Below are 26,864 nucleotides of genomic sequence, written 5' to 3'. Positions count from 1 at the left end.
GCACTGCGCCTTTTTACAGGGCGGTGCATCGCAGGTGCAAGGCCACATGCTGCAGCAGCATGATGGTCTTGCCGTCCTGGATCGTGCCGTTGGCAATGCCGGCCAGGGCGTCGGCCAGCGGCATCTCGATCACCTCGATGTCCTCGCCCTCTCCCTCCAGGCCGCCGCCGCTGCGGATGCGGTCGCCGGGTTCGTACTCGGCCACGAAAAAGTGCAGCTTTTCCGTCACCGAGCCAGGGCTCATGTAGGCCTCGAACACCTTGCGCGGCTGGCGCACGCGGTAGCCGGTTTCTTCCTCGGCCTCGCGGCGGATGCAGGTTTCGGGGTCGTCGCCGTCGAGCAGGCCCGCACAGGTCTCGATCAGCAGGCCGTCAGCGCAACCGTTGAGAAAGGCGGGCAGCCGGAACTGGCGCGTCAGCACCACGGTGCTGCGACGCGGGTCGAACAACAGCAGTGCGGCGCCATTGCCCCGGTCGTAGGCCTCGCGGCTCATCGTCTGCCATTGGCCGTCGCGCCTGCGCAGCGAGCAGGTAACCCTGCGCAGCACGTACCAGTTGTCGGAGAGCACCTGCACATCCAGCAGTTTCACATGCTCGGTGCGGGCGTTCAGCTCAGCGATGGGGACTTCAGGCACAGGGCGGCTCATGCAATGCTCCCCGCCGGCGGGCTTGGGTAGCGACGCACGGCAAGCGCCAGCGCGAAGGCAGTGTGGTCAGGTGATGAATGCATGGTTTTGACAAGATTGATTTACGCAATATCATGCACAAACATGCAAATTCGTGCAATCAATTCGCGTAACCCTTCATGCTGACCACCCAACGCAAACAGCTTCTGCTCGACCGCCTGCGTCGGGACGGCCAGATCGTGGCCAAGGCCTTCAGCGAGGAGCTGGGCATCTCGGAAGACACCGTGCGGCGCGACCTGCGCGAACTGGCTGCGGAGGGCCGCTTGCAGCGCGTGCACGGCGGCGCCCTGCCCGCCTCGGCCGCAGTGGGCAGCTTGCAGGTGCGTGAGCAACTGGCCCCCGAAGACAAACGCGCCCTGGGCCGCGCCGGGGCCGCGCTGGTGTTGCCCGGCCAGGTGGTGATCCTGGATGGGGGTACCACCTCACTTCAGGTGGTGCAGCACCTGCCGCTGGACTTGCGCGCCACTGTGGTCACGCACAGCCCCACCGTAGCGGTGGCGCTGGCTGGGCACACGCAGGTGGAGGTGCTGATGCTGGGAGGCAGGTTGTTCCGCCACTCCATGGTGAATGTGGGCGCCAGCGTGGTCGAGGCAGCCGCGCAGTTACGGGCCGACCTGTACCTGATGGGCGTGACCGGCGTGCATGCCGAGGCCGGTCTGACCACGGGAGATTTTGAAGAAGCCGCCGTCAAACGTGCCCTGCACCAGCGGGCGGCAGAAACGGTGGTGCTGGCCTCGATCGACAAGCTGGGCACGGCATCGCCGTTCAGCGTGGCCCCCTTGCGCGAACTGGCCGCGCTGATGGTGCCTGCCGCCACACCGCAGGCGCTGCGCAAAAAGCTGCAGGCCGGAGGGGCCAAGGTGGAGATCGCAGCAGCCTGATCAGGCCATCAGGCAGTAGCGGCGCCAGCGCCCTGGCGCAGGTGCGCGACCAGCGCCGCAGCAAAGCCCGTCAGCACCGCCCCATTGCGCACGCAGATCTGCAGGTCGCGCTGCGCCCAGGGCTCGTCCAGCTCGACCAGCACCGGCGGCTCGCTCAGACCCGCTACCTGCAAGGCCGCTCCCCGGGGCACCAGGCCAATACCAACGCCCGCGCCCACCATGCGGCACACGGCCTCGAAGCTGCGCACCTGAATGCGCACGTCCAAGTGCCGCCCCAGCGCGGCGGCGGCATTGGTCGTGAAGGTGTGGATGGCCGAGCCCGCGTGCAGCATCACAAAGGCCTGGTCCAGCACCTCGGCAAACCCCACGCGGCCGCACGCCGCCAGCGCATGGCCTGCGGGCACGATGAGCACCAGGCGGTCCTGCCGGTAGGGGGACAACTCCACACCCGCGCCCGTGCCACTGTCGGCCAGCACACCCACCTCGATCTCGCCGCTGGCCACTGCGACCACGATCTCTGCGCTGGTGCGCTCCTCCAGGCTCACGCTCACCTGCGGATGCTGCTTCAGGAAACCCGCCAGGTCGTCGGGCAGAAAAGTGTACGTGGCATGGGTATTGGCCCACAGGCTCACATGGCCCCGGATGCCGGAGGCAAAAGGCGAGAGGTTGGCATGCATCTGCTCGACGCTGGCCAGCACCTGGCGCGCATTGCGCAGCAGGGCCTCGCCCGCCCGGGTCAGCGCCACGCCCCGGGTCTGGCGCTCAAACAGCGAGGTGTTCAGCGCCTCCTCCAGCCGCCGCAGCCGGTGGCTGGCCGACGACGGCGCAAGGTAGGCGCGTGCAGCGCCGCGCGTGAGGTTGCGCTCTTCGGCAATGGCGACAAAAAGGCGCAGATCGATCAGGTCATAGGTCAATGGAGGCCCCTCTCTCGTTCGTTTTTTACGAACGCATGGTTGCGGCAATGCCAATTGTGCCTGCCGTGCCTACGAGGCACTATCGCCGCATCCTTTCATATTGCCACTGCCCCATGTGCACTGCGTTCGCTGTTTTCGCATGGTCTGGCAGTTTCTACGCCACCCCACCCACCATCCCCCCATGCCCTGGAAACACTGGTCCGCCGAACGCCTTGGCCTCCTCCTTGCCATCCTGGCAGCGCTGGGCTTCTCGTTCAAAGCCATCTTCGTGAAACTGGCCTATGCGGTGCCCCAGGCCACGCCAGTGGATTCCGTCACCCTGCTGTGCCTGCGCATGGCGTTTTCCGTGCCGGTGTTTGCCTGGGTCGGCTGGCGCGCCAGCCGCGACCTGGCCCCACTCACCCGGCGCGACTGGCTGCTCGTGATTGCGCTGGGCCTGTTGGGCTACTACGGCGCGAGCATCCTCGACTTCATCGGCCTGAAGTACATCACCGCCAGCCTGGAGCGGCTGATCCTGTTCACCTACCCCACACTCACGATCCTGATCGGCGTGCTCTTCATGGGCAAACGTGCCTCCCGCCGGGAGCTGGGCGCGCTGCTGCTGTCCTACGCGGGCATTGGCCTGGCCTTTGCGCACGACCTGCACATTGCGGGCGACACGCGCGCCGTGCTCATCGGTGCGGGCTTTGTGTTTGGCTCGGCGGTGTCCTATGCGTTCTACCAGGCAGGCAGCGAGCCCGCCATCCGCAGGCTGGGCGCTGCGCGCTTCACGGCACTGGCGATGCTGGTGTCCACCGGCGCCACGCTGTTGCATTTTGTGGTGTCACAACCTGCGGGTGCCTTGATTCAGCCTGCGCCGGTCTACCTGCATGCGCTGGGCATGGCCGTGTTCTCCACGGTGTTGCCGGTGTTCATGGCATCGGCCGCAATCCGCCGCATTGGCGCATCCAAGACCGCGCTGATCGGCACGCTGGGCCCCATCCTCACCATTTTTTTTGGCGTCTGGCTTCTGGATGAACCATTGACGTGGTGGCAGATGGGTGGTGCGGCGCTGGTGCTCGCGGGCGTAATGCTGATCAGCAAAATCAGCATACAACCTGGCTTGAGGCGCTGGATGAACAGGACTTTTCTGCTCTACAAAAAGTAGCACAGCACTCGTCCCCCACGATCTGCCGATTCACTGCGCTCCAACGCGCGATGGCAGACGTGGACGCAAAAAAGCCCGCACGGAGCGGGCTTGAGCCGAAGGTGAAACCCCGTTCAGGCGCGCGGAATGGGGGCGCCCGAGTTCACGCACAACGCCATGTTCAGCGCCTTGATCGCCGTCTTGTAGTCCTCGCGTTCGATCACGAACTGCATGTTCACCTGGCGCAGGGTCTGCGAGACGCAGTTCACATTGACGCTCGCATCGGCCAGCGCCTGTGCGGCCTTGGCCAGCACGCCTGGGATGCCAATGTTGGAGCCGATGGTGCACACAATCGCGCTGGGCTTGATCGTCACGATCTGGTAGCCCTCCTGCAGCTCGGCCACCAGCTCGGGCGTGACCTGGTTGTCCCACACCAGATGGGCGATGGAGTTGGCGTTGGTTGCCTTCAGGATATAGCTCACATCGTGCTTGCAGAACACGTTCATCAGGCCCGCATCAAAGCCCACCGTGCCCACCATGCTGGGGTCATGGATCTCGATCAGCGTGACCTTGTCGGTGCCCGTGACGATCTCCACACGCGCGCGCTCGCCCACAAAATCCTTGGTGATCAGCGTGCCGGGGTGGTCGGGCTCAAAGGTGTTCTTGAGGCGGATCGGGATACCGGCCAGCTCCATGGGCTTGGCGGCCTTGGGGTGGATGGCTTCCATGCCCACGTCGGCCAGCTGGTCGGCCACGTCGTAGTTGGTGGCGCCCACCACGATGGCGTTTTCCAGGCCCACGAGGTTGGGGTCGGCAGAAGACAGGTGGAATTCCTTGTGGATCACGGCCTCTGCGGGGCGCACTTCCACGGCGATCTTGCTGAAGGTGACCTCGGAATAACCGCGGTCAAACTCGCGCATGATGCCTTCGGTGCCCTTGGTGTAGCCGGTGGCCACCACCACCTTGTCGCTCAGGTCGATGCCTTTAAAGCTGTTGGCAATGCGCTCGTCAATCGTCCAGGCTTCGTTGTCGTCAAAACCGGCCAGGTCCATCAGCATGGCATTCACGCCATTGGCCTTGAGGATTTCGACCGAGTTGAATGCGCTGTGCGACTCGCCAATCGAAGCCAACACTTCGCGCGCCGCGAGCAACACATCCTTGCGGCTGAGATAGCCGCTGGCCAGCACGTGCTGCATGGCGTTCAGATATTCACGCGCCTGGCCAATGCGCTGGTCGATGAAGGCATCGGCCACATCCAGCGGCAATCCCAGGTCAGCGTAGCCGGCGTTCAGCTTTTTGAGGCTGACCGCCAGTTGGGTCAACGCATCTTGGTAACCCTTGCCTTCGGCAAACAGGGCATAGATGCCGCGCTCGCCCGTCTTCTTGTGCTCCAGCAGCTGGTTCGTCACGCCCGAATAGGCGGACACGACATAGATCCGGCCATTAATGCGCTTGGGGTCGTGCAGCACGATGTGGCGCAGCACATCGCCAAAGGCGGTCATGGAAGTGCCGCCGATTTTCTCGACAGAGATCTTGGAGTTTTGAACGTCTTGCATGGACAGGCTCAGGGGAGCAAACAAGTGAATAAGCCGGGCGGAAGTACTGCCCCCCGGCTGCGCGGCAGCAAACCCGGTATTTTCCACCACTTTTGTCGGGGCACTTTGAGGCGGGCCGATAGGCGACAGCTCGATCCCGCATTAGCGGACCGCGAGGTCACAAGCAGAATGAGCCACCAACCTATCCGGTACTACAGATCGGCCCTCAACACCCCATTGCGCGTCGTAATGAAAAGCACAGCGTCTTTCACTGCAATTCCTTCTGGCGGTGGAATCACACTTGGCAACGCACCAGGCACAAAACCGAATCTACCGGCCGTGCCGACCACGGTACTCACCGCACCGCCGACGCTGATTTTGCGCACCACAGCATTGTTGCGATCAGCCACATACAAGTTGTCCTGACTGTCGATCTTGACATCCACGGGAAGCCAGAACCTCGCCTGCGCTGCCGCACCGTCGCTGTAGCCTGGGACGCCGGGTTGACCCGCAATGGTACTGACCAAGCCCGCTGGAGTGACTTTGCGGACCACGTGATTGGCGGGATCCGCCACATACAGATTGCCTGCAGAGTCCAGCGCGCCACCGCCAATGGAGGAAAACCGAGCGGAATCCCCCATGCCATCCACCAGGCCCTGAACGCCTGCCTTGCCCGCCAGCAGACTCACAGTCTTGTCCGAATTGATTTTGTAAATTGCTCCATACGGCCTCGTCGGGACAAGAATGGGTAGGCCTGCGGCCGGCACTGTCGAGCCTGCGGCTACATACACCGCACCGGAGCTATCTACCGCCAACACCTTTAGTCCATCGGGCAGACTCTCGCTGCCTTCAAAGAATGATTTGACTGTGCCGTCGGGAGCAATCACTCGAATGCGCCTCCCACCGCCGACGTATGTATTGCCTCGTCGATCTACGACCGCTCCGCTCATCGCATTTTGATATTCCATGCGAACGATACTCGTTGTGCCCCCTTCTGGGCTTATGCGGCGCAGAGAGTAGGAGTCGTCAATGTGGCCCGACAAGTGGCTGTTGGGATTAACGAACCGGTCGAGTATCACCAGATTGCCATTCGCATCGATGGATGGGCTGCGCGGATCAGAGAACTGTGCAACGCTGCCAATTCCATCCCCCTCACCCACCATTCCCTTATGGCCCGCATAAACACTTTCAACACCCTGAGTATCAATTTTCAGGATGGCAGTATTCCCAAAAACAGGTGCATTCCCGCCAGCTCCGAGCGCAGACAGGTAAAAGTTTCCAGCTGCATCCCGTGCAAACCCGGTAAAGCTGTACGACCAGCCTGAGCCCCATGCTTGTGTTGGCTGCCGAACAGTGGAGACCAAACCACCAGGCGTGACTTTACGGATAGCACCATTGCCTTCCAACACGTACAAGTTGCCCGCAGCATCGATCGTGATGGCTTGAAGCTCCACAAAACGCGCAGCGCTGCCCTGGCCGTCCACAGCCTGGCTTGACTCTTCCGAGCCGGCCAGTATCGTCATATCGCCCGCAGGCGACACTTTCCGAATCACAGGCTGGTTACGGTCAGCGATATAGATCGTCCCCTGTGCATCCACCACCAGGCCCGAGGCCAGGTAGACAAACGAAAACGCCGGAGTGGGTAGCCCCCGGGAACTGATGGCATTGACCAAAGTCTCCATTTGGCCGTTTGCCCCCAGCTTGCGCAGCTGGTTATTGGCGGTGAAATACACCGTACCCGCAACGTCCACCGCCAAAGGTTTGCCAACATGGCAGAAAACCATCGATGAACTCTGGCAGTTCCAATTGGTCGAGACGTTTGCCAGCGTGGTGACCGTGCCTTGAGGAGTCACCTTGCGTATGTAGTCCCCCTTGTCAGAGACGTACCAGTTGCCCTTGGCGTCCGCCGCAACAAACTGCGGATTCAAAAACTTGGCAGCAGCCCCTTGTCCATCCGCAAGTGCGGCGAGCATGTCGCCACCAGCCACTGTACTCACGGTACCGTCCGGAGAAATTTTGCGCAGCGCATGGTTGCCAGCTTCGCCCACCATGAGATTACCTGCGGGATCCACCGTCAGGCTTTGGATGCCATAGAAGGTTGCGTTACTGCGAGCCCCGTCCAAGTTACCAAGCCCCCCCACGTCTCCAGCGAGCAGGGCGATTTTTCCCGTCGAAGCGGATGGAGGGCTGACGTTATCTCCTCCACCTGAGCCACCGCATGCCTGCAAGGCCACGATACCTCCAAGCACCATTGCACGCCCGGTAATGCGGGCCAAGTCCATCCATTTCAAAATCGACTCCCTGATTGTTGGCGCCAGCCGACCATGGCCAACACCTAAACGACTACAACTGGACTGTGCATGCACAGTTCAAAGCAGTCTGCCATGGCAACAATATGGAATCGAATTGCACAACGCCATATCAGGTTTCTATCTGTAACAGCTCCAAGCCCTAAGGGTCTTCAAAATTTCCTGCGGTACAAATAGGAAGGCCGCACAGCCCTTAGAGCTTGTGCGGCCTGCGACCAAATCAGTGGTGGTTTGAGCAGATCGTCAGATCACTTCTTTTGCGGCGGCACATCCGTGCAGCTGCCATGCGCAATCTCCGCCGCCATGCCGATGCTTTCGCCCAGCGTGGGGTGCGGGTGGATGGTCTTGCCGATGTCCACCGCGTCGGCTCCCATCTCGATGGCCAGGGCGATCTCGCCGATCATGTCGCCCGCATGGGTGCCGACCATGCCGCCGCCCAGGATCTTGCCGTGGCCATGGGCTTCAGGCGAGTCGTCGAACAGCAGCTTGGTCACGCCTTCGTCGCGGCCATTGGCAATGGCGCGGCCAGAGGCCGTCCAGGGGAACAGGCCCTTCTTGACCTTGATGCCCTGGGCCTTGGCCTGGTCTTCGGTGAGGCCGACCCATGCCACTTCGGGGTCGGTGTAGGCAACGCTCGGGATCACACGGGCGTTGAAGGCGGCGGCTGCCAGTTCCTTGTTGCCCTGCAGTTCACCGGCGATGACTTCTGCCGCCACGTGCGCTTCATGCACCGCCTTGTGCGCCAGCATGGGCTGGCCCACGATGTCGCCGATGGCGAAGATGTGCGGCACGTTGGTGCGCATCTGGATGTCGACGTTGATGAAACCACGGTCCGTCACAGCCACGCCGGCCTTTTCGGCAGCGATCTTCTTGCCGTTGGGCGTGCGGCCCACGGCCTGCAGTACGAGGTCGTACACCTGGGGTGCGGGGGCGGTACCGCCCTCTTCCGCTGGCGCAAACGTCACCTCAATGCCTTCGGGCGTGGCCTTGGCACCCACCGTCTTGGTCTTGAGCATGATGTTGTCGAAACGCTTGGCGTTCATCTTCTGCCAGATCTTGACGAGGTCGCGGTCGGCGCCCTGCATCAGGCCGTCCATCATTTCGACCACATCGAGGCGCGCGCCCAGCGTGCTGTACACGGTGCCCATTTCCAGGCCGATGATGCCCCCGCCCAGAATGAGCATGCGCTTAGGCACTTCCTTCAGCGCCAGGGCGCCGGTGGAGTCGACCACGCGTGGATCATCGGGCATGAAGGGCAGGCGCACGGCCTGGCTGCCGGCGGCGATGATGGCCTTCTTGAAGGCGATGACCTTCTTGCTGCCCGTCTTCTCCTGCGCGGTGCCGGTGGTTTCTTCCACTTCGAGGTGGTTGGCCCCCACAAAGGCACCGTAGCCACGCACGGTGGTCACCTTGCGCATCTTGGCCATGGCGGCCAGGCCGCCGGTGAGCTTGCCGATGACTTTCTCTTTGTGGCCACGCAGCTTGTCGATGTTGACGGCGGGCGCGCCAAAGTCCACGCCCAGGTCGGCCATGTGGCTGACCTCGTCCATGACGGCTGCCACGTGCAGCAGCGCCTTGGATGGGATGCAGCCCACGTTCAGGCACACGCCGCCCAGGGTGGCGTAGCGTTCGACGATGACGACCTTGAGGCCCAGGTCGGCCGCGCGGAAAGCGGCGCTGTAGCCGCCGGGGCCGCCGCCGAGCACGAGCACGTCGCAGTCCAGATCAGCGGAGCCAGCAAAGCTGGATGCTACCGGATTGATAGCTGCTGGCACATTATTTACCTGCGCTACAGCCGGTTTCTGCTCAGAAACGGCAGGCGCTGAGGATGCGGCAGGCGCTGGAGCGGCTGCGCCTGCACCCTGCACTTCCAGTGTCAGCACCACCGAGCCTTCGGCGATCTTGTCGCCGAGCTTGACCTTGAGTTCCTTGACCACACCAGCGTGGCTGGACGGGATCTCCATGGAGGCCTTGTCGGACTCCACGGTGATCAGGCTTTGCTCGGCCTTGATGGTGTCGCCGGGTTTGACCAGCACTTCGATGATGGCCACTTCGGCGAAGTCGCCGATGTCGGGCACCTTGATGTCGATGATTGCCATGGTGTGTCTTGCCCTTTCGTTACATCACGATGCGGCGGAAGTCCGCCAGCAGCGAGGCAAAGTACACGTTGAAGCGTGCAGCAGCGGCGCCGTCGATCACGCGGTGGTCCCAGCTCAGGCTCAGGGGCAGCATGAGGCGCGGTGCAAATTGCTTGCCGTCCCACTTGGGCTCCAGGCTGCTCTTGCACACGCCCATGATGGCGACTTCGGGAGCGTTGATGATGGGCGTGAAGTAACGCCCGCCAATCCCGCCCAGGGAGCTGATGGAGAAGCAGCCGCCGGTCATGTCGGCCGGGCCGAGCTTGCCGTCGCGCGCCTTCTTGGCCAGGTCGCCCATCTCTTGGCTGATCTGGACGATGCCCTTCTTGTCAGCGTCGCGGATGACCGGCACAACGAGACCGTTGGGCGTGTCGGCCGCAAAGCCGATGTGGTAGTAGTTCTTCAGCACCAGCTGATCACCGTCGTGCGAGCTGTTGAACTCGGGGAACTTCTTGAGCGCGGCCACGGCGGCCTTGATCATGAAGGCGAGCATGGTGACCTTCACGCCGCTCTTCTCGTTCTCTTTGTTGAACTGCACGCGGAAGGCTTCGAGGTCGGTGATGTCCGCGTCGTCGTGGTTCGTGACGTGCGGGATGACGACCCAATTGCGGTGCAGGTTGGCGCCGCTGATCTTCTTGATGCGCGAGAGATCCTTGCGCTCCACCGGGCCGAACTTGGTGAAGTCCACCTTGGGCCAGGGCAGCAGGTCCAGGCCCACGCCAGAGCCACCACCGCCTGCGGGTGCCTTGGCAGCTTGTGCCTTGGTCTGCACGGCGCCTGCCATCACTTGCTTGGTGAAGGCAGCCACGTCGTCTTGCGTGATGCGGCCCTTGGGGCCGGTGCCCTTGACTTCGTCGATGGGCACACCCAGTTCGCGGGCGAACTTGCGCACCGAAGGCGATGCATGGGGCAGGCCTGCCGTGGGAGTGCCAGGCTGGTGGGCAGGGACAGCCACCGAGGCGGTGGCAGCGGCGGGTGCTGCGGCTGCCACCGCAGGAGCGGCCGCAGCCACTGGGGCTGGTGCCGGCGCAGCGGCCACAACCGGTGCTGCTACAGGCGCTGCAGCAGATGCCGTACCTTCAAGCAGAGCCACCAGATCACCAATGTTGACGGTGTCGCCAATCTTGACCTTGAGTTCCTTGAGCACGCCGGCGGCGGGCGACGGGATCTCCATGGAGGCCTTGTCGGATTCGACGGTGAACAGGGACTGCTCGACCTTGATGGTGTCGCCGACCTTGACCAGCATCTCGATGACGGCCACGTCCTTGAAGTCCCCGATGTCGGGCACGCGCACTTCGACCGGGCCTGTGGCCGCAGGGGCTGCAGCAGCAGGAGCTGGCGCAGGTGCCGCCACCGGGGCGGGAGCCGGCGCAGCGGCCGGGGCTGCGGCAGCGCCCGCGTCAGCGGACTCAACCACGGCAATCACCGAGCCTTGTTTGACCTTGTCGCCCAATGCAATCTTGAGTTCCTTGACCACGCCTGCGTGGCTGGATGGGATCTCCATCGATGCCTTGTCCGACTCGACCGTGATGAGCGACTGCTCGGCCTTCACGGTGTCACCCACCTTGACCAGCAACTCGATCACGCCCACTTCGTCGAAGTCCCCGATGTCCGGGACTTGAATGTTGACCAATGCCATTGTTCTGTCTCCGTTCGTTTTATGCGTAGAGCGGGTTGATCTTGTCAGCATTGATGCCGTACTTGGCGATCGCCTCGGCCACCTTGGTGGCGGGCAGCACGCCGTCTTCGCTCAGCGCCTTGAGGGCGGCCACGACGATGTAGTGGCGGTTCACCTCGAAGTGCTCGCGCAGCTTGCTGCGGAAGTCGCTGCGGCCAAAACCGTCGGTGCCCAGCACCTTGTAGTTGCGGCCCTTGGGTACGAAGGGACGGATCTGCTCGGCATAGGCCTTCATGTAGTCCGTGGATGCGACCACGGGGCCCGTGCTGGTGCCCAGCTGCTGCGCCACAAACGGCACACGCGGGGTTTCCAGCGGGTGCAGCAGGTTCCAGCGGTCCACGTCCTGGCCCTCGCGGGTGAGTTCGTTGAAGCTCGGGCAGCTCCACACATCGGCCTGCACGCCCCAGTCGGCGGCCAGCAGGGTTTGGGCGGCCAGCGACTCGCGCAGGATGGTGCCCGAACCCAGCAGTTGCACGCGCTTGTCACCCTCGGCGCCGGGCTTGCACAGGTACATGCCCTTGATGATCTGCTCTTCGGTGCCTTCCACGAGGCCCGGCATCGGGTAGTTCTCGTTGAGCAGCGTGATGTAGTAGAAGACGTTTTCCTGCTGCTCGACCATGCGCTTGAGACCACGGTGCATGATCACCGCCACTTCGTGGGCAAAGGTGGGGTCGTAGCTCACGCAGTTGGGGATGGTGTTGGCCAGGATGTGACTGTGACCATCTTCGTGCTGCAGGCCTTCACCGTTGAGCGTGGTACGGCCCGAGGTGCCGCCCAGCAAGAAGCCACGGGCCTGCATGTCACCCGCAGCCCAGGCCAGGTCGCCAATGCGCTGGAAGCCGAACATCGAGTAGTACACGTAGAACGGCACCATGATGCGGTTGTTGGTGCTGTAGCTGGTGGCGGCAGCGATCCAGCTGGCCATACCGCCGGCTTCGTTGATGCCTTCCTGCAGGATCTGGCCGGCCTTGTCTTCCTTGTAGTACATCACCTGGTCGCGATCGACCGGGGTGTACAGCTGGCCCTTGGGGTTGTAGATGCCGATCTGGCGGAACAGGCCTTCCATGCCGAAGGTGCGGGCCTCATCCACCAGGATGGGCACCACACGCGGCCCCAGGGCCTGGTCGCGCAGCAGTTGCGTGATGAAGCGCACGTAGGCCTGGGTGGTGGAGATTTCACGGCCTTCGGCCGTGGGCTCCAGGATGGCCTTGAAGGTCTCGATGGCGGGCACGGTGAAGTGCTCGTCCGCCTTGGGACGACGCTTGGGGAGGTAGCCACCCAGGGCCTTGCGGCGCTCGTGCAGGTACTGCATCTCCGGGGTGTCATCGGCCGGCTTGTAGTACGGAATGTCAGCCAGCTGGCTGTCCGGGATCGGGATGTTGAAGCGGTCGCGGATGTACTTGATGTCCTCGTCCGACAGCTTCTTGGTCTGGTGCACGGTGTTCTTGCCTTCACCGGCCTTGCCCATGCCATAACCCTTGACGGTCTTGACCAGCAGCACGGTGGGCTGGTTCTTGTGCTCATTGGCAGCGTGGAAGGCGGCATACACCTTGGCGGGCTCGTGGCCGCCACGGCGCAGCTCGAACACCTCTTCGTCTGTCATGTGCTCGACGAGCTTGAGCGTCTCGGGGTACTTGCCGAAGAAGTTCTTGCGCACGAAGGCGCCATCGTTGGCCTTCATGGCCTGGTAATCGCCGTCCAGCGTTTCCATCATCAGCTGCTTGAGCTTGCCGGTCTTGTCGCGGGCCAGCAAGGCATCCCAGCCATTGCCCCACAGCAGCTTGATCACGTTCCAGCCCGCGCCGCGGAACTCGCCTTCGAGTTCTTGCACGATCTTGCCGTTACCCCGCACTGGGCCGTCCAGGCGCTGCAGATTGCAGTTGATCACGAAGACCAGGTTGTCGAGGTTTTCGCGCGCGGCCAGGCCGATGGCGCCCAGGGATTCGGGTTCGTCCATTTCACCGTCACCGCAGAACACCCACACCTTGCGGTTTTCGGTGTTGGCAATGCCACGGGCGTGCAGGTACTTGAGGAAGCGGGCCTGATAGATGGCCATCAATGGCCCCAGGCCCATGGACACCGTAGGGAACTGCCAGAACTCGGGCATCAGCTTGGGGTGCGGGTAGCTGGACAGGCCCTTGCCGTCCACTTCCTGGCGGAAGCTGTCGAGCTGCTCTTCGCTCAGGCGGCCCTCGAGGTAAGCGCGCGCATAGATGCCGGGGGCGCTGTGGCCCTGGATGTACAGCAGGTCACCGCCGTGGTCTTCGCTGGCGGCATGCCAGAAGTGGTTGAAGCCCGCACCGAACATGCTGGCCACCGAGGCAAACGAACCAATGTGACCGCCCAGGTCGCCGCCGTCGGCAGGGTTCAGGCGGTTGGCACGCACCACCATGGCCATGGCGTTCCAGCGCATGTAGGCGCGCAGGCGCTTTTCGATGGCGATGTTGCCAGGGCAGTGCGCCTCTTTTTCCGGCTCGATGGTGTTGACGTAACCCGTGTTGGCAGAAAACGGCAGGTCGATGCTGCTCTGGCGGGCGTGTTCAAGAAGTTGTTCCAACAGGAAGTGGGCGCGCTCTGGGCCCTCCTTGTCGATCACGGCGGACAGCGCGTCCATCCATTCACGGGTTTCTTGCTGGTCGGTATCGGAACCGATGCCGAAACCGGCCTGAGGGTCGGGCTGAGCTGACATGCTTTGTCTCCTGTAGGTGTGGCAGCAATTTAGTACGTTGGCTCTAGTTTCGCATATTTTTTCGTAATTTCAAATGGTGCCTATTCATTTCATATTGCAATAATTTGCTGCAAGCGCACATGATGCAGAAGGCCTGAGCACTCCCGGGGCTCCTCTACACTCCCTACATGGATTCGATGCCCACCACCCCCTCCCCCACGGCCACGACCGTGGCAGCGCCGATACGCTGGTGGCGCAAGTGGTGGCGCGGCTTGTCGCCCACCCGGCAAGACCGTTTTGCCGCACTCGCCCCCCTCGCGGCAGTGCTGATGTTCTTGGCCGCCATCGTTGCGGCGTTCTGGTACCTGCGCGCCGAAGAAGCCGAACGCGAACAAGAAGCCCTACGGCGCGACGTGGAATACGCCCAGCAGCGCGTACGCCTGCGCCTGCTGGAACGGCAAGAGCAACTCATGCGCATCGCACGCGATGTGTCCAACCAGGACCTGGGTAAGGCAGAGTTCATCAGCCGCGCCGAGGCACTGATCAGCCAGTACCCTGAGCTGCAGGCCATCACCTGGATTGACGACCGCCGACGCATCCGCGCAAGCCAAGCCGCCCCGACACTGGCCAGTGGTGAGCTGCGCATCGCAGGCGAAGTCCTCAAGCCCGGGGACACCGCCGACACCTTTGGCCTGGCGCGGGACCTGCAGCAACCGGTGTACGCGCAGCCGGCCGCCACGTCGGGCGATGCGACCCCATTGCTGCAGTTGCAGGTACCGCTCAACAACCAGGGCAAGTTCAGCGGCGTGGTGCTGGGTGAATATTCCATCGACAGCCTGCTGCGCTACGGCACCCCCACCGAAGTGCTGGCGCGCTACGCGGTGACGCTGCTCGACAGCAAGAACCAGGTGCTGGCGGGCACGCCGCTGGGCCCGCGCAACAAGGCCACCCAGTTGCTCCCCTGGACGCCCAAGGCCAACGAGTACGAGGTACCGGTCTCCCCCGTTGGCAACGGTCTGGTGCTGCGCGCCCAGGCCTACCGCACGTCGCTTGGCGTGGTGGGCAGCGGGCTGTTCTGGCTGGTGGGCACGCTGAGCGCGATGACGGCCTGGATGCTGATCGCCACCTGGCGCCACACCCGTCGCCGCATGCAGGCGCAAGAGGCCCTGGTGGCCGAGACCAACTTTCGCCGGGCGATGGAAAACTCCATCCTCACCGGCATGCGCGCCCTAGACATGGAAGGCCGCATCAGCTATGTGAACGCCGCCTTTTGCCAGATGACGGGCTGGAGTGCCGAAGAGCTGGTGGGCCTGAAGGCCCCATTCCCCTACTGGCCTGAGGCCGATCACGAAACCCTGCAGGCCAAGCTGCGCGACGAACTGCGCGGCAACACCATGGCAGGCGGCTTTCAGGTGCGCGTCAAGCGCAAGAGCGGGACGCTGTTCGACGCCCGGCTCTATGTGTCTCCGCTGATCGACGCCCATGGCCAGCAGACGGGCTGGATGACCTCGATGACCGACATCACCGAGCCCAACCGCATCCGCGAACAACTTTCCGCATCGCACGAGCGCTTCACCATCGTGCTGGAGTCGCTGGACGCCTCGGTGTCGGTGGCCCCCCTGGGCAGCGAAGAGCTGCTGTTTGCCAACAAGCTCTACCGCCAGTGGTTCGGGTCGCAAACCGGCGGGCACCTGCAACTGGTGGCGCAGGCAGGCGTGGTGCCGATTGCGGGCAAGGAGCAAAGTGGCATGGACGATGAGGACGGCCTGATGGGCCTGCCCACCGACACGCTGACCAGCGCCCGCAGTGAAAACGCCGAGATCTACCTGCCCGACCTGGGCAAGTGGCTGGAAGTGCGCTCGCGCTATCTGAACTGGGTGGACGGCCGCCTGGCCCAGATGGTGATTGCCACGGACATCACCCCCCGCCGCCTGGCTGAAGAGCAGGCCCAGCGGCAGGCCGAGCGCGCGCAGTCGGTCAGCCGCCTCATCACCATGGGCGAGATGGCGTCCAGCGTGGCGCACGAACTCAACCAGCCGCTCACCGCCATCAACAACTACTGCAGCGGCATGGTTTCGCGCATCCAGAGCGGCCAGCTCACCGAAGAGGCCCTGCTCACCGCCCTGCAAAAGACAGCCCACCAAGCGCAGCGCGCAGGCCAGATCATCCAGCGGATCCGCTCGTTCGTGAAAAAGAGCGAGCCCAACCGCACGCTGGCCGATGTGCATTCGATGGTCAACGAAGCCGTCGAGCTGGCCGACATCGAACTGCGCCGACACAACGTGCGCCTGACGCACTACGTCGCCGCGCGCCTGCCGCAAGTGATGGCCGACACCATCCTGATCGAGCAGGTGCTCGTCAACCTGATGAAGAACGGCGCCGAGGCCATCCAGCACGCCGACCGCCCCGCGCCCAACCGCAGCGTGGAGCTGCGCGTGGTGCCCAAGCAGATCGATGACCGCCAGGTGGTCGAGTTCTCGGTGCAGGACACCGGCAAGGGGCTGGCCCCCGAAGTGCTGGACCGCCTGTTCGAGGCCTTCTTCTCTACCAAGCAGGAAGGCATGGGCATGGGCCTCAATCTGTGCCGCAGCATCGTCGAGTCCCACCAGGGCCGGATGCAGGCGGAGAACCTCTACAATGGCTCGGAGGTTACAGGCTGCAGGTTCTCCTTCTGGCTGCCGCTTGCCAAGCCTGCTGATGCCACTACAAATTCTGTAGCAAACGAACAAAACCCAAGGACTGTTGCATGAGCTTGATTCCGAAAAAAGGCACTGTTTACGTTGTGGACGACGACGAAGCAGTTCGCGATTCCCTGCAGTGGCTGCTGGAAGGCAAGGACTACCGGGTGCGTTGCTTTGATTCGGCCGAGACGTTTCTCTCACGCTACGATCCGCGCGAGGTGGCCTGCCTGATCGTGGACATCCGCATGGGCGGCATGACCGGCCTGGAACTGCAGGACCGCCTCATTGAGCGCAAATCGCCGCTGCCCATCGTGTTCATCACCGGCCACGGCGACGTACCTATGGCCGTGAACACCATGAAGAAAGGTGCACTGGACTTCATCCAGAAGCCTTTTGACGAAGAAGAGCTGGTGGGCCTGGTCGAGCGCATGCTGGACCACGCCCGCGAAGCCTTCGCGGGCTACCAGCAGGCCGCCAGCCGCGACGCCCTGCTGTCCAAGCTCACCAGCCGCGAGGCGCAGGTGCTCGAACGCATCGTGGCCGGTCGCCTGAACAAGCAGATCGCTGACGACCTGGGCATCAGCATCAAGACGGTGGAGGCACACCGCGCCAACATCATGGAAAAGCTCAACGCCAACACGGTGGCCGACCTGCTCAAGATCGCTCTGGGGCAGAACGCGCCCAAGGGCTGATTGCTCCCATTTTGATAGCTACCAGCGCATATTGCACTAGCGCTACCAGCCATTTTGACTTGTATTTTCTGACATGACAGCCCAACTCATCGACGGCAACGCCCTTTCCCGCCAACTTCGCAGCGAGGTGGCGCAACGCGCTGCCGCCCTCACCGCCCGTGGCCACCAGCCTGGCCTGGCGGTGATTCTGGTGGGCGAAGACCCGGCCTCGGCCGTGTATGTGCGCAACAAGGTCAAGGCCTGCGAGGACAGCGGCGTGCGCTCCATCTTTGAAAAGTACGACGCCGATCTGAGCGAGGCTGCGCTGCTGGCACGCATCGAAGCCCTCAATGCCGACCCCACGGTGCACGGCATCCTGGTGCAGATGCCCCTGCCCAAGCACATTGACCCGCACAAGGTCATCGAGGCCATTGCCACCTCCAAGGATGTGGATGGCTACTCGGTGCTGTCGGCTGGCGAACTCATGGCGGGGCTGGACGGTTTCCGCCCCTGCACGCCCTACGGCAGCATGAAGCTCATCGAGTCCACCGGCCAGTCGATCAAGGGCAAACATGCCGTGGTCATCGGGCGCAGCAATACCGTGGGCAAGCCCATGGCCCTGCTGCTGCTGCAGGCCAATGCCACGGTCACCGTCACCCACAGCGGCACCCCCGACCTGGGCTACCACACCCGCCAGGCAGACATCGTGGTGGCTGCGGTCGGCCGCGCCAACACGCTCACCGCCGACATGGTCAAGCCCGGTGCCATCGTGATCGACGTGGGCATCAACCGCAAGGCCGACGGCAAACTGTGTGGCGATGTGGACTTTGAGGGCGTCAAAGAGGTGGCGGGCTGGATCACCCCCGTCCCTGGCGGGGTTGGACCCATGACCATTACCATGCTGCTGGTGAACACCATCGAAGCCGCCGAGCGGGCTGCCGCGCGCTGACCGCGCCCGGGGAAGACGCCAGCCGCTTTGCAACTTGAACCTGCGCCGCCTGGCGCCATCTAATCCCGCATGAGCAACGCCCTTCTCGACTTCTCCGACCTCCCCGCCTTTGACCGCATCACCCCACAGGACGTAGCCCCTGCGGTTGATGTGCTGCTGGAGCGTGCCAATCAGGCTCTGGAGACCGTCACGGCGCCCGACTTCCCTGCCCGCTGGGATGCCATCGCCAAGGTGCTGGATGTAGCCACCGAACAGCTCGGCCGCGCCTGGGGCGCTGTCAGCCACCTCAACAGCGTTGCCGACACACCGGAACTGCGCGCGGCCTACAACGCCGCCCTGCCCCGCGTCACGGAGTTCTGGACCCGCCTGGGCGCTGACGAACGCCTCTATGCCAAGTACAAGGCCATCGACCCCGCCACCCTGACGCCCGAGCAACGCCAAGCCCACCGCAACGCGGTGCGCAACTTCGTGCTCAGCGGCGCTGAGCTGACCGGGGCCGCCAAGGAGCGCTTCGCCCAGATCCAGGAACGCCAGGCCGAGCTGAGCCAGAAGTTCAGCGAAAACGCGCTGGACGCCACCGATGCGTATGCCTACTACGCCACCGCTGAGGAACTGGACGGTGTGCCGGCCGATGTGCAGCAAGCCGCTTTGGCGGCCGCACAGGCGGACGGGAAACCAGGCTACAAGCTCACCCTGAAAATGCCTTGCTACCTGCCGGTGATGCAGTTTGCCACCCGCAGCGACCTGCGCGCCAAGCTATACCGCGCCTATGTCACCCGTGCCTCGGACCAGGCCGAAGGCGAAGGCCAGAAATTCGACAACACCGCGCTGATTGGCGAAATCCTGGCCTTGCGCCGAGAAGAAGCCCAGCTGCTGGGCTACGCCAACTTTGGTGAAGTCTCCGTGGTGCCCAAGATGGCCCAGTCGCCCGCCGAGGTTGTCCAGTTCTTGCGTGATCTCGCCCGCCGCGCCCGGCCCTATGCCGAAAAGGACGTGGCCGACCTGCGCGCCTTTGCGGCCGAACACCTGGGCCTGGCCGATCCGCAGCCCTGGGACTGGCCCTACATCTCTGAAAAGCTCAAGGAAGCCCGCTACGCCTTCAGCGAGCAGGAGCTCAAGGCGTACTTCACGGCACCCAAGGTATTGGCAGGCCTGTTCAAGATCATTGAGACGCTGTTTGAAGTGTCCATCCGCCGCGACACGGCACCGGTGTGGCACCCTGCGGTGGAGTTCTATCGCATCGAACGCAACGGCCAACTGGTGGGCCAGTTCTACCTCGATCAGCCCGCGCGCACCGGCAAGCGGGGCGGCGCCTGGATGGATGACGTGCGCACGCGCTGGCAGCGCCCCGACACCGGAGTGCTGCAAACACCGATTGCCCACCTCGTCTGCAACTTCGCGGACGGTGTGGACGGTAAGCCGCCACTGTTGACCCATGACGACGTGATCACGCTGTTCCATGAATTTGGCCACGGACTGCATCACATGCTGACCCAGGTGAACGAACGCGATGTTTCCGGCATTGGCGGCGTCGAATGGGACGCCGTGGAGCTGCCCAGCCAGTTCATGGAAAACTTCTGCTGGGAATGGGATGTGCTCAGACACATGACGGCCCACGTGGACACCGGCGCGCCGCTGCCGCGCACGCTGTTTGACAAGATGATCGCCGCCAAGAACTTCCAGAGCGGCATGCAGACCCTGCGCCAGATCGAGTTTGCCTTGTTCGACATGCTGCTGCACACCGAACACGACCCGGCCCAGGACTTCATGCCCCTGCTGACCCAGGTGCGCCAGGAAGTGGCCGTGCTGCAGCCGCCCGCGTTCAGCCGCACGGCCCACACCTTCAGCCACATCTTTGCCGGGGGCTATGCAGCGGGGTACTACAGCTACAAATGGGCCGAGGTACTCAGCGCCGACGCCTACGCCGCCTTTGAAGAAACCGCCGGTACCGACGGCTTGCCCAGCACCGAAACCGGGAGACGCTACCGTGAGGCCATTCTGGAAGCGGGTGGCAGCCGCCCCGCCATGGAGTCCTTCAAGGCCTTCCGTGGCCGCGAGCCCAGTCTGGATGCCCTGCTGCGCCACCAGGGCATGGCGGAAGAACTGACCGCCTGAGTGCGGTCTGTCGCCTGGCCTCTAAAAAACCACAGCCCCACAAGAATGAGGAGAACCCGCATGCCCCGTACTACGTTCGCTCCTGCCGCTGCCTCCTTGTTGATGGCCCTCGCCTCAGTGGGGGCCCAGGCGCAGAATGTCTATCGCATTGTCGGGCCCGACGGCAAGGTGACTTTCTCGGACCGCCCTCCGGCCGAAACCACTGCACCGCCCGCGCGCAGCCCTGCAGCCCCGGCTGCCGCGACCGCAAGCCCGGCAGCGGTCAATGGAGCGTTGCCTTACGAACTGCGCCAGGTCGCCAACCGGTACCCGGTGACCATCTACACCGGCAATGACTGCGCACCCTGCGGAAGCTTGCGCAACATGCTGACATCACGCGGTGTGCCCTATACCGAGCGCACAGTGGCCAGCAATGAGGACATTGCCGCACTGCAACGCCTGAGTGGCAGCACCAGCCTGCCTTTTGGCACCATTGGCGGCCAGCAACTGGTGGGCTTTTCTGACGCGGAGTGGATCCAATACCTCGACGCAGCGGGTTACCCCAAACAATCCCAGTTGCCCAGCAACTACCGCCAGCCAGCGCCCACCCCGCTGGTTGCGGCCAAGCCGGTGGAGTCCGCACCCGCCGCCGAACCGAAAGCGCCGGCACGGCCCGCGCTCCCTCCACCGGTCAATGACGGCCCAACACCAAGCAATCCCGCCGGTATCCGGTTCTGACACTGTGACGTAGCCGCCTCCAGGCGGCTACGTCCTTCCATTCACCTCCACACAACAGAAAAGGGGCCTCCAGAGGCCCCTTTTGTATTGGCGAACTACGGTGGTGGACTTGTCCCCCACCCCTCCACCATTCCTCAATAGGTGATGGTCTTCACGCCCTGCGCCGTACCCAGCAGGCACACGGATGCCTTCTGGTGGGCAAACACACCCACGGTCACCACGCCAGGCCATTGGTTGATCTCTGACTCGAACGCCAGCGGGTCGGTGATGGACAAGCCCTTCACGTCCAGAATGTGCTGGCCGTTGTCAGTCACCAGTGGCTGTCCGTCCTTGAGTCGCAAGCTGGCCTGTCCACCCATGGCGGCAAAACGGCGCGCAATGTGATTGGCAGCCATCGGGATCACCTCCACCGGCAACGGAAACTGGCCCAGGGCCTTCACCAACTTGGATTCGTCGGCGATACACACAAAGCGCTCGGCCAACGCTGCCACGATCTTCTCGCGTGTCAGTGCAGCGCCGCCACCCTTGACCATGTAACCCTGGCCGTCGATCTCGTCCGCGCCGTCGATGTAGACGGAGAGCGATGGCACCTCATTGGCATCGAACACGGCGATACCCAGTGCCTTCAGGCGTTCTGTGCTGGCTACGGAGCTGGAGACAGCGCCCTTGATCTGGTCCTTCATGCCCGCCAGGGCGTCAATGAACTTGTTGACGGTGGAGCCGGTGCCCACCCCCACAATCTCGCCAGGCACCACGTATTGCAGCGCGGCTTGGCCTACCAGGGTCTTGAGTTCGTCTTGGGTCAGGGGAGTGGTGGTCGTCATGGGAGAAAATCGGGGGTAATCCTGAATTATCTCCCCATGTCCCTGATCCCCTACGCCCTCACCCGCCCCTTTCTCTTCGGCATGGATGCCGAGGCCGCCCACGAACTCACCATGGACATGCTGGCGCGCGGGCAGCGCACGCCGCTGCAATGGGCCTGGTGCAACGAAACTGTGAACGACCCCATCACCCTGGCGGGGCTGAAGTTTCCCAACCGCGTGGGCATGGCGGCGGGCCTGGACAAGAATGCGCGCTGCATTGACGCGCTGGGCGCCATGGGTTTCGGTTTTGTGGAAGTGGGCACCGTGACCCCCAAAGCGCAGCCGGGCAACCCCAAGCCGCGCATGTTTCGCCTGCCCGAGGCCCGCGCACTCATCAACCGTCTGGGCTTCAACAACGAAGGCCTGGATGCCTTCCTGCGCAATGTGCAGCAGGCGCAGTTTCGCAAGCAGAACCGTCAGCACCCCATGCTGCTCGGTCTCAACATCGGCAAGAACGCCACCACCCCCATCGAGAACGCCACCAGCGACTACCTGATCTGCCTGGAGGGCGTATACCCCCATGCCGACTACGTGACGGTCAACATCAGCTCACCCAACACCCAGAACCTGCGCGCATTGCAAAGCGATGCCGCACTGGATGCACTGCTGGGAGCGATTGCCGAGCGCCGTGAGGCGCTGGCCACCCAGCACCAGCGGCGCGTGCCGGTTTTTGTGAAGATTGCACCGGACCTAGATGAAGCCCAGGTGGCAGTGATCGCTGCCACGCTGCAGCGCCACGGCATGGACGGTGTGATTGCCACCAACACGACCATCAGCCGCGCTGCGGTGCAGGGCATGCGACACGCGGAAGAGACGGGGGGGTTGAGTGGCACTCCGGTGCTGGAAGCCAGCAACCAGGTCATTCGGCAGCTGCGCGCAACCTTGGGCAGCGAATTCCCCATCATTGGTGTCGGCGGCATCATGAGCGCCGACGACGCAGTGAGCAAGATTCGCGCAGGGGCAGACGTGGTGCAGATCTACACCGGCCTGATTTATGAAGGCCCTGCGCTGGTCGTGAAGGCCGCCAAGGCCATCAAGGCCTTGCGCTGACCCCTCGGGCCACAAACGCTCGACCACATGGCCCCATAAGAAAACGGAGCCTCTGGCAACAGGGCTCCGTTTCAGTTTTCGGGGTGGGTTTGAGCAGCGGGACGCCGCCCTCCGCAACCCCGCCAGTGGTCAGCGCCGCAAGCGCATCAGCATCGGCAGGACAATGCCCGCCCACCGGATCAACCTGCGCGGGCCGGCCACCAGAGCGACACCGGCCATGGCCGCCACCGCCAGCGGGTGTTCGCGCGCGAACCCGGCGGCGCGCAGCGCCAGCGAGGCATCTCCACCGCCCGTGGCGCCTCCGGCTTGCTCCGCGAGCGCGCGGGCCTGGGCCCGGGCCACGCGGCGGGCACGCAGCCGCTCGCGCTGCAGTTCAATTCGGTCAAGCACACGCTGCTGCTCCGGCGTAGCCACCAGCCTTACCGTGGGCGCAGTCTGCGGTGTACCAATTGTTGGGTAGGGGGTGCTCACAAGCGCTCCTTGATGTCACGCCAGTCCTGGGCCAACTCTCGCCGCGTCAGCGCAAAGCCGCTGCCCGCGCGCTGCGCCACAGACACCAACGACACCGTGGCGGCGGCCCAGCCTGCAGCCCACACGGCAGCCACCACCCACGCCACCAGCGTGCGTTGCGGTGAGTCCCAAAAGTGCACCAGCACCGCCAGCGACACCATGATCAGGGCCACCACCGTGAGCCCAACGACCAGAATGGTCAGCACCAGCAGTTGTTGCAGCCGCTGCCTGAGGTCCGCCCATTCCAGGCGGGCCAGATCCATCCGGTCTTCGGCGGCGATGGCGCCCTCGATCAGGTTGGCACGCCAGCGGGCGGCCAACCCTTCCAGACCGAGCAGCGAGAGCCAATTCATGTCTTGTTGCCTCTGTGGCGTGCCGTCATGGGAGGACAGCGACGATCAGCGGCGTGCAAGCAGAAAGCCAACCAACGCACCCACGGCCAATGCGGCACCCGCCACACGCCAAGGTTCGTCATGGGCGTAGCGGTCGGCTGCCAAAGCGGCTTCCTTCGCTTGGCGGGCGGCGTCCTGAGCAGCGCGCACAGCGGATTCACGCACGTTGTGCATGCCATCGTCCAGGCGCTGTCGCAGCAGCTTGATTTCAGGCACTGCGTCCAGGTCCTTGTTGGCCAACAGCCCCCGCAGATCGGAAACCAGCTTTTCCAGTTCACCCTGGGTGGTCGTGGTGTCAGAAGCAGTCATACAAGCCTTTCTATGTAGTGCCAAAAGTGATGGAAAACCCCGCACGCGAACGTTGGGACTGAAGTTCATCTTAGCCATCCGTGCAGAAACCCCTCGTAGGACGGGGACGCAAGAGGTTACTGATTGCAAATGACTTGCCGCAGATCAAACCAGCGCAGCCACATGCTCCGCAATGGCCAGGGCACTTGTCAAGCCAGGCGACTCGATGCCAAAGAGGTTGACCAGCCCCGCCACCCCATGGGCAGCAGGCCCTTGAATGACGAAGTCGGCAGCGGGTGCACTGGGCCCGTGGATCTTGGGGCGCATGCCCGCGTAGCCCGCCGCCAGAGCGCCATCTGGCAAGCCCGGCCAATATTTGCGCACCTCGGCATAGAAGGCATCGCCGCGCGCGGGGTCCACCTGCAGATCGTCGGGCGAGTCCACCCATTGCACGTCCGGGCCAAACTTGGCCTGGCCGCCCAGGTCCAGCGTGAGGTGTACACCCAGCCCAGCCGCCTCGGGCACCGGGTAAATCAGTCGGCTGAACGGCGCCTTGCCCGTCAACGTGAAATAGTTGCCCTTGGCGTAGTAAGCGGTGGACACATGCTGCAGGGCCAGCCCGGCGAATCGCGCAGCCAGCGCGGGGGCGTGCAACCCGGCGGCGTTGACCAGGGTGCGCGCGCGGAGACGCGTGCCATCCACCGCTTCCAAATCAATAGCATCAGAGCCAATAGATGCTAGCGCCAGTGGCGAATTCAGCGCTACAACACCACCCGCATGCTCCAGATCGCCCTGCAACGCCAGCATGAGCGCATGGCTATCGACGATGCCGGTGCTGGGCGAGTGCAAGGCACCAACGCAGGCCAGCGCGGGCTCCATCGCCAGGGCTTCTTCGCGGCTGAGGCGTTGCAGGTCCAGCACTCCGTTGGCACGGGCCCGCACCTGGATACCTTCCAGGCTGTCCAGCTGGGCGGCAGAGGTGGCCACCAGCAGCTTGCCGCAGCGGCGGTGGGGCACACCGCGCTCCGTGCAGTAGGCGTAAAGCAATTCCTTGCCCCGCACGCACAGCCGGGCCTTGAGCGAACCTGCGGGGTAATACAGCCCGGCATGAATCACCTCGCTGTTGCGCGAACTGGTGCCAGTGCCGATGGCGTCCTCTGCCTCCAGCACCATCACCTCCCGCCCCTGGAGCGCCAGTGCACGGGCCACAGCCAGACCCACCACGCCCGCGCCTACCACCACACAATCCACCGTATCGATCATCAGTGCGTCTCCTGCATCACCTGCCGGGTGCCGCGTCAGGCCTGCTCAAAGCCATCGAGCACGTTGACGGCATTGGTGCCCAGCTCGGCCGCCGCATAGCCGCCTTCCAGCACGAACACCGTGGGCAACCCCAGCCGTGCTAGCCGCTCGCCCAGGCGGGTGAAATCTGAAGATGCCAGTGCAAACCGCGAGATGGGATCGCCCTCAAAGGCATCCAGCCCCAGAGAGATCACCAGCCCGTCGGCGCGGTAATCCGTGATGCGCAGGCAGGCTTGCTCAAGTGCATCGAACCATGTTGCTGCGCTGGTGCCCGCAGGCAAGGGCAGGTTCAGGTTAAACCCAACACCAGCCCCCTCGCCCGTCTCGTCGGCGTGGCCCAGGTAGAAGGGGTACTCCGTGTGCGGGTCACCGTGCATGCTGATGAACAGCACATCGCTGCGGTCGTAAAAGATGCTCTGCGTGCCGTTGCCGTGGTGGTAGTCCACATCCAGCACCGCCACACGCTGGGCGCCCTGGTTGCGCAGGGTTTGCGCTGCCACGGCGGCGTTGTTCAAGAAGCAATAGCCCCCCATGAAGTCCGGGCCCGCATGATGCCCTGGCGGCCGTGTGCAGCAAAACGCGGCGCGCGTCCCCAGCGCAACGCGTGCCGCCGCGCTGGCAGCAGCATCGGCCCCCGCCTTGGCTGCGGCCCAGGTTCCTGCCGCCATGGGTGTACCGTTGTCCATGGAGTACAGCCCCAGCCGTGCGACAAAGTTATCGGGTTCCACATCACTGCGCAGCGTGCGCACCGGCCAGACAGACGGAAAAGGCTGCACTGACGCATTGGCTGGGTCCAGTGCCAGCCACTGTTGCCAGGCGGTCTGCAGAAAGGCCAGATAGCGCGGCGCATGCACCTGCGCCAGCACGGCATTACAGTCCACATCGGGCAACACCAGGGCGTGGCTGCGTGTGCGCAGGGCGTCTTCCACATAGTCCACACGTTCGGGTTTTTCAAAACAGGGCACGCGCTCGCCCCGAAAGAATTCGTGGGCCGGTGCATGCCCCTGGTGCAAGGGATTGTGGAAGGTGATCATGGATGCAGCGTTGCAGGTACGGGCGACAAATGTAGCGCGCAAGCCTGCGTTGTACGCCGCTTTGGCGAATGGTCGCTGCACTTTGCAGCTTGCAGACAGGCGGACGAGCCAAGAAAAAACCCCTGCAGGTCAGGAACCTGCAGGGGTTTTTGAATTGGTGGGTGATACATGGATCGAACATGTGACCCCTGCCGTGTGAAGGCAGTGCTCTACCGCTGAGCTAATCACCCGTCGCAAGCACCTTGGAGAAAGATACCGCTGCGAAAAGTCTGGCAGCAACATGGTGGGTGATACATGGATCGAACATGTGACCCCTGCCGTGTGAAGGCAGTGCTCTACCGCTGAGCTAATCACCCTT

The 26,864-nt window shown here is 63.5% G+C and carries 21 protein-coding genes and 2 tRNA genes; 8 read left to right on the top strand and 15 right to left on the bottom strand.

Annotated features, from left to right (window positions below):
* Positions 1 to 13 precede the first annotated feature (13 nt).
* A complete protein-coding gene (locus tag ASD75_RS08440) occupies positions 14 to 646 on the bottom strand; it encodes an NUDIX domain-containing protein (RefSeq protein ID WP_056744717.1) in 633 nt (210 codons plus the stop codon).
* 158 nt (positions 647 to 804) lie between these two features.
* Here ASD75_RS08440 and ASD75_RS08435 point away from each other — a divergent pair, with 158 nt between their 5' ends.
* On the top strand, positions 805 to 1,566 hold the full coding sequence (locus ASD75_RS08435; protein WP_056744715.1) for a DeoR/GlpR family DNA-binding transcription regulator: 762 nt from the start codon (positions 805 to 807) through the stop codon (positions 1,564 to 1,566).
* Between the two features lie 8 nt (positions 1,567 to 1,574).
* Here ASD75_RS08435 and ASD75_RS08430 read toward each other — a convergent pair whose 3' ends face one another.
* Positions 1,575 to 2,480: a LysR family transcriptional regulator gene (locus tag ASD75_RS08430; protein WP_056744713.1), complete on the bottom strand. Its 906-nt coding sequence runs from the start codon at positions 2,478 to 2,480 to the stop codon at positions 1,575 to 1,577.
* A 181-nt stretch (positions 2,481 to 2,661) separates the two neighbouring features.
* Between ASD75_RS08430 and ASD75_RS08425 the strand changes: the two genes are divergently transcribed.
* Positions 2,662 to 3,627, top strand: coding sequence for a DMT family transporter (locus ASD75_RS08425; RefSeq protein ID WP_056745151.1), 966 nt, complete (start codon positions 2,662 to 2,664; stop codon positions 3,625 to 3,627).
* A 113-nt stretch (positions 3,628 to 3,740) separates the two neighbouring features.
* Here the strand turns inward: ASD75_RS08425 and ASD75_RS08420 are convergent, their stop codons facing one another.
* From ASD75_RS08420 to aceE, 5 genes are all read right to left on the bottom strand, one after another.
* The gene (locus tag ASD75_RS08420; protein ID WP_056744710.1) at positions 3,741 to 5,162 is read right to left on the bottom strand and encodes an aspartate kinase; all 1,422 of its coding nucleotides are present in this window, start codon (positions 5,160 to 5,162) and stop codon (positions 3,741 to 3,743) included.
* 191 nt (positions 5,163 to 5,353) lie between these two features.
* On the bottom strand, positions 5,354 to 7,417 hold the full coding sequence (locus tag ASD75_RS08415) for a hypothetical protein (protein ID WP_235511579.1): 2,064 nt from the start codon (positions 7,415 to 7,417) through the stop codon (positions 5,354 to 5,356).
* Positions 7,418 to 7,698: 281 nt separating this feature from the next.
* Positions 7,699 to 9,549 carry a dihydrolipoyl dehydrogenase gene (lpdA, locus tag ASD75_RS08410; RefSeq protein ID WP_056744706.1) on the bottom strand — a complete coding sequence of 617 codons (1,851 nt, stop codon included), beginning with the start codon at positions 9,547 to 9,549 and terminating at the stop codon, positions 7,699 to 7,701.
* Positions 9,550 to 9,568: 19 nt separating this feature from the next.
* Positions 9,569 to 11,227 carry a dihydrolipoyllysine-residue acetyltransferase gene (aceF, locus tag ASD75_RS08405; protein WP_056744704.1) on the bottom strand — a complete coding sequence of 553 codons (1,659 nt, stop codon included), beginning with the start codon at positions 11,225 to 11,227 and terminating at the stop codon, positions 9,569 to 9,571.
* 19 nt (positions 11,228 to 11,246) lie between these two features.
* The gene (gene aceE, locus ASD75_RS08400) at positions 11,247 to 13,955 is read right to left on the bottom strand and encodes a pyruvate dehydrogenase (acetyl-transferring), homodimeric type (RefSeq protein ID WP_056744702.1); all 2,709 of its coding nucleotides are present in this window, start codon (positions 13,953 to 13,955) and stop codon (positions 11,247 to 11,249) included.
* A gap of 167 nt (positions 13,956 to 14,122) precedes the next feature.
* On the opposite strand from aceE, the gene ASD75_RS08395 reads away from it, so the two are divergent.
* The 5 genes from ASD75_RS08395 to ASD75_RS08375 all read left to right on the top strand — a co-directional run bounded on the left by ASD75_RS08395 (position 14,123) and on the right by ASD75_RS08375 (position 21,067).
* Complete coding sequence (locus ASD75_RS08395; RefSeq protein ID WP_056744700.1) at positions 14,123 to 16,684, top strand: PAS domain S-box protein; 2,562 nt, start codon at positions 14,123 to 14,125, stop codon at positions 16,682 to 16,684.
* Positions 16,681 to 17,307 (top strand): response regulator transcription factor, encoded by a 627-nt coding sequence (locus tag ASD75_RS08390; protein WP_007848524.1) that lies wholly within the window; start codon positions 16,681 to 16,683, stop codon positions 17,305 to 17,307. The genes ASD75_RS08395 and ASD75_RS08390 overlap by 4 nt, the downstream gene beginning before the upstream one ends.
* 73 nt (positions 17,308 to 17,380) lie before the next feature.
* Positions 17,381 to 18,235: a bifunctional methylenetetrahydrofolate dehydrogenase/methenyltetrahydrofolate cyclohydrolase FolD gene (gene folD, locus ASD75_RS08385; protein ID WP_056062998.1), complete on the top strand. Its 855-nt coding sequence runs from the start codon at positions 17,381 to 17,383 to the stop codon at positions 18,233 to 18,235.
* Positions 18,236 to 18,304: 69 nt separating this feature from the next.
* Entirely contained in the window at positions 18,305 to 20,350 is a 2,046-nt protein-coding gene (locus ASD75_RS08380) for a M3 family metallopeptidase (RefSeq protein ID WP_056744698.1), read from the top strand.
* 60 nt (positions 20,351 to 20,410) lie between these two features.
* Positions 20,411 to 21,067: a glutaredoxin family protein gene (locus ASD75_RS08375; RefSeq protein ID WP_056744696.1), complete on the top strand. Its 657-nt coding sequence runs from the start codon at positions 20,411 to 20,413 to the stop codon at positions 21,065 to 21,067.
* A 134-nt stretch (positions 21,068 to 21,201) separates the two neighbouring features.
* Here ASD75_RS08375 and rpiA read toward each other — a convergent pair whose 3' ends face one another.
* On the bottom strand, positions 21,202 to 21,891 hold the full coding sequence (rpiA, locus tag ASD75_RS08370) for a ribose-5-phosphate isomerase RpiA (RefSeq protein ID WP_056744695.1): 690 nt from the start codon (positions 21,889 to 21,891) through the stop codon (positions 21,202 to 21,204).
* 36 nt (positions 21,892 to 21,927) lie between these two features.
* Between rpiA and ASD75_RS08365 the strand changes: the two genes are divergently transcribed.
* Positions 21,928 to 22,980: a quinone-dependent dihydroorotate dehydrogenase gene (locus ASD75_RS08365; RefSeq protein ID WP_056744691.1), complete on the top strand. Its 1,053-nt coding sequence runs from the start codon at positions 21,928 to 21,930 to the stop codon at positions 22,978 to 22,980.
* A gap of 129 nt (positions 22,981 to 23,109) precedes the next feature.
* Here ASD75_RS08365 and ASD75_RS08360 read toward each other — a convergent pair whose 3' ends face one another.
* The 7 genes from ASD75_RS08360 to ASD75_RS08330 all read right to left on the bottom strand — a co-directional run bounded on the left by ASD75_RS08360 (position 23,110) and on the right by ASD75_RS08330 (position 26,862).
* Positions 23,110 to 23,430, bottom strand: coding sequence for a hypothetical protein (locus ASD75_RS08360; RefSeq protein ID WP_056745150.1), 321 nt, complete (start codon positions 23,428 to 23,430; stop codon positions 23,110 to 23,112).
* 17 nt (positions 23,431 to 23,447) lie between these two features.
* Positions 23,448 to 23,843, bottom strand: coding sequence for a phage holin family protein (locus tag ASD75_RS08355; protein WP_056744689.1), 396 nt, complete (start codon positions 23,841 to 23,843; stop codon positions 23,448 to 23,450).
* Between the two features lie 45 nt (positions 23,844 to 23,888).
* The gene (locus ASD75_RS08350) at positions 23,889 to 24,191 is read right to left on the bottom strand and encodes a DUF883 family protein (RefSeq protein ID WP_008904788.1); all 303 of its coding nucleotides are present in this window, start codon (positions 24,189 to 24,191) and stop codon (positions 23,889 to 23,891) included.
* Positions 24,192 to 24,335: 144 nt separating this feature from the next.
* Entirely contained in the window at positions 24,336 to 25,433 is a 1,098-nt protein-coding gene (locus tag ASD75_RS08345) for an NAD(P)/FAD-dependent oxidoreductase (RefSeq protein WP_056744687.1), read from the bottom strand.
* Positions 25,434 to 25,468: 35 nt separating this feature from the next.
* A complete protein-coding gene (locus tag ASD75_RS08340) occupies positions 25,469 to 26,506 on the bottom strand; it encodes a histone deacetylase family protein (RefSeq protein ID WP_056744684.1) in 1,038 nt (345 codons plus the stop codon).
* Between the two features lie 155 nt (positions 26,507 to 26,661).
* A tRNA-Val gene (locus ASD75_RS08335) sits at positions 26,662 to 26,736 on the bottom strand.
* Positions 26,737 to 26,787: 51 nt separating this feature from the next.
* Positions 26,788 to 26,862 (bottom strand) — tRNA-Val (locus ASD75_RS08330).
* Between the last annotated feature and the right edge of the window lie 2 nt (positions 26,863 to 26,864).

It is taken from the genome of Acidovorax sp. Root568 (genome assembly GCF_001427445.1).
Taxonomy (GTDB): Bacteria; Pseudomonadota; Gammaproteobacteria; order Burkholderiales; family Burkholderiaceae_C; genus Acidovorax; species Acidovorax delafieldii.
The sequence above is the reverse complement of the archived record's forward strand: the minus strand, read 5'-3'. Positions and strand labels throughout refer to the sequence as shown.

Coding starts and splice junctions, on each gene's coding strand:
- ASD75_RS08375 (WP_056744696.1), top strand. CDS start 20,411: ATGCCCCGTACTACGTTCGCTCCTGCCGCTGCCTCCTTGTTGATGGCC.
- ASD75_RS08345 (WP_056744687.1), bottom strand. CDS start 25,433: ATGATCGATACGGTGGATTGTGTGGTGGTAGGCGCGGGCGTGGTGGGT.
- lpdA (WP_056744706.1), bottom strand. CDS start 9,549: ATGGCAATCATCGACATCAAGGTGCCCGACATCGGCGACTTCGCCGAA.
- ASD75_RS08435 (WP_056744715.1), top strand. CDS start 805: ATGCTGACCACCCAACGCAAACAGCTTCTGCTCGACCGCCTGCGTCGG.
- ASD75_RS08380 (WP_056744698.1), top strand. CDS start 18,305: ATGAGCAACGCCCTTCTCGACTTCTCCGACCTCCCCGCCTTTGACCGC.
- ASD75_RS08395 (WP_056744700.1), top strand. CDS start 14,123: ATGGATTCGATGCCCACCACCCCCTCCCCCACGGCCACGACCGTGGCA.
- aceF (WP_056744704.1), bottom strand. CDS start 11,227: ATGGCATTGGTCAACATTCAAGTCCCGGACATCGGGGACTTCGACGAA.
- ASD75_RS08440 (WP_056744717.1), bottom strand. CDS start 646: ATGAGCCGCCCTGTGCCTGAAGTCCCCATCGCTGAGCTGAACGCCCGC.
- ASD75_RS08390 (WP_007848524.1), top strand. CDS start 16,681: ATGAGCTTGATTCCGAAAAAAGGCACTGTTTACGTTGTGGACGACGAC.
- rpiA (WP_056744695.1), bottom strand. CDS start 21,891: ATGACGACCACCACTCCCCTGACCCAAGACGAACTCAAGACCCTGGTA.
- ASD75_RS08425 (WP_056745151.1), top strand. CDS start 2,662: ATGCCCTGGAAACACTGGTCCGCCGAACGCCTTGGCCTCCTCCTTGCC.
- ASD75_RS08340 (WP_056744684.1), bottom strand. CDS start 26,506: ATGATCACCTTCCACAATCCCTTGCACCAGGGGCATGCACCGGCCCAC.
- aceE (WP_056744702.1), bottom strand. CDS start 13,955: ATGTCAGCTCAGCCCGACCCTCAGGCCGGTTTCGGCATCGGTTCCGAT.
- folD (WP_056062998.1), top strand. CDS start 17,381: ATGACAGCCCAACTCATCGACGGCAACGCCCTTTCCCGCCAACTTCGC.
- ASD75_RS08420 (WP_056744710.1), bottom strand. CDS start 5,162: ATGCAAGACGTTCAAAACTCCAAGATCTCTGTCGAGAAAATCGGCGGC.
- ASD75_RS08365 (WP_056744691.1), top strand. CDS start 21,928: ATGTCCCTGATCCCCTACGCCCTCACCCGCCCCTTTCTCTTCGGCATG.
- ASD75_RS08355 (WP_056744689.1), bottom strand. CDS start 23,843: ATGAATTGGCTCTCGCTGCTCGGTCTGGAAGGGTTGGCCGCCCGCTGG.
- ASD75_RS08350 (WP_008904788.1), bottom strand. CDS start 24,191: ATGACTGCTTCTGACACCACGACCACCCAGGGTGAACTGGAAAAGCTG.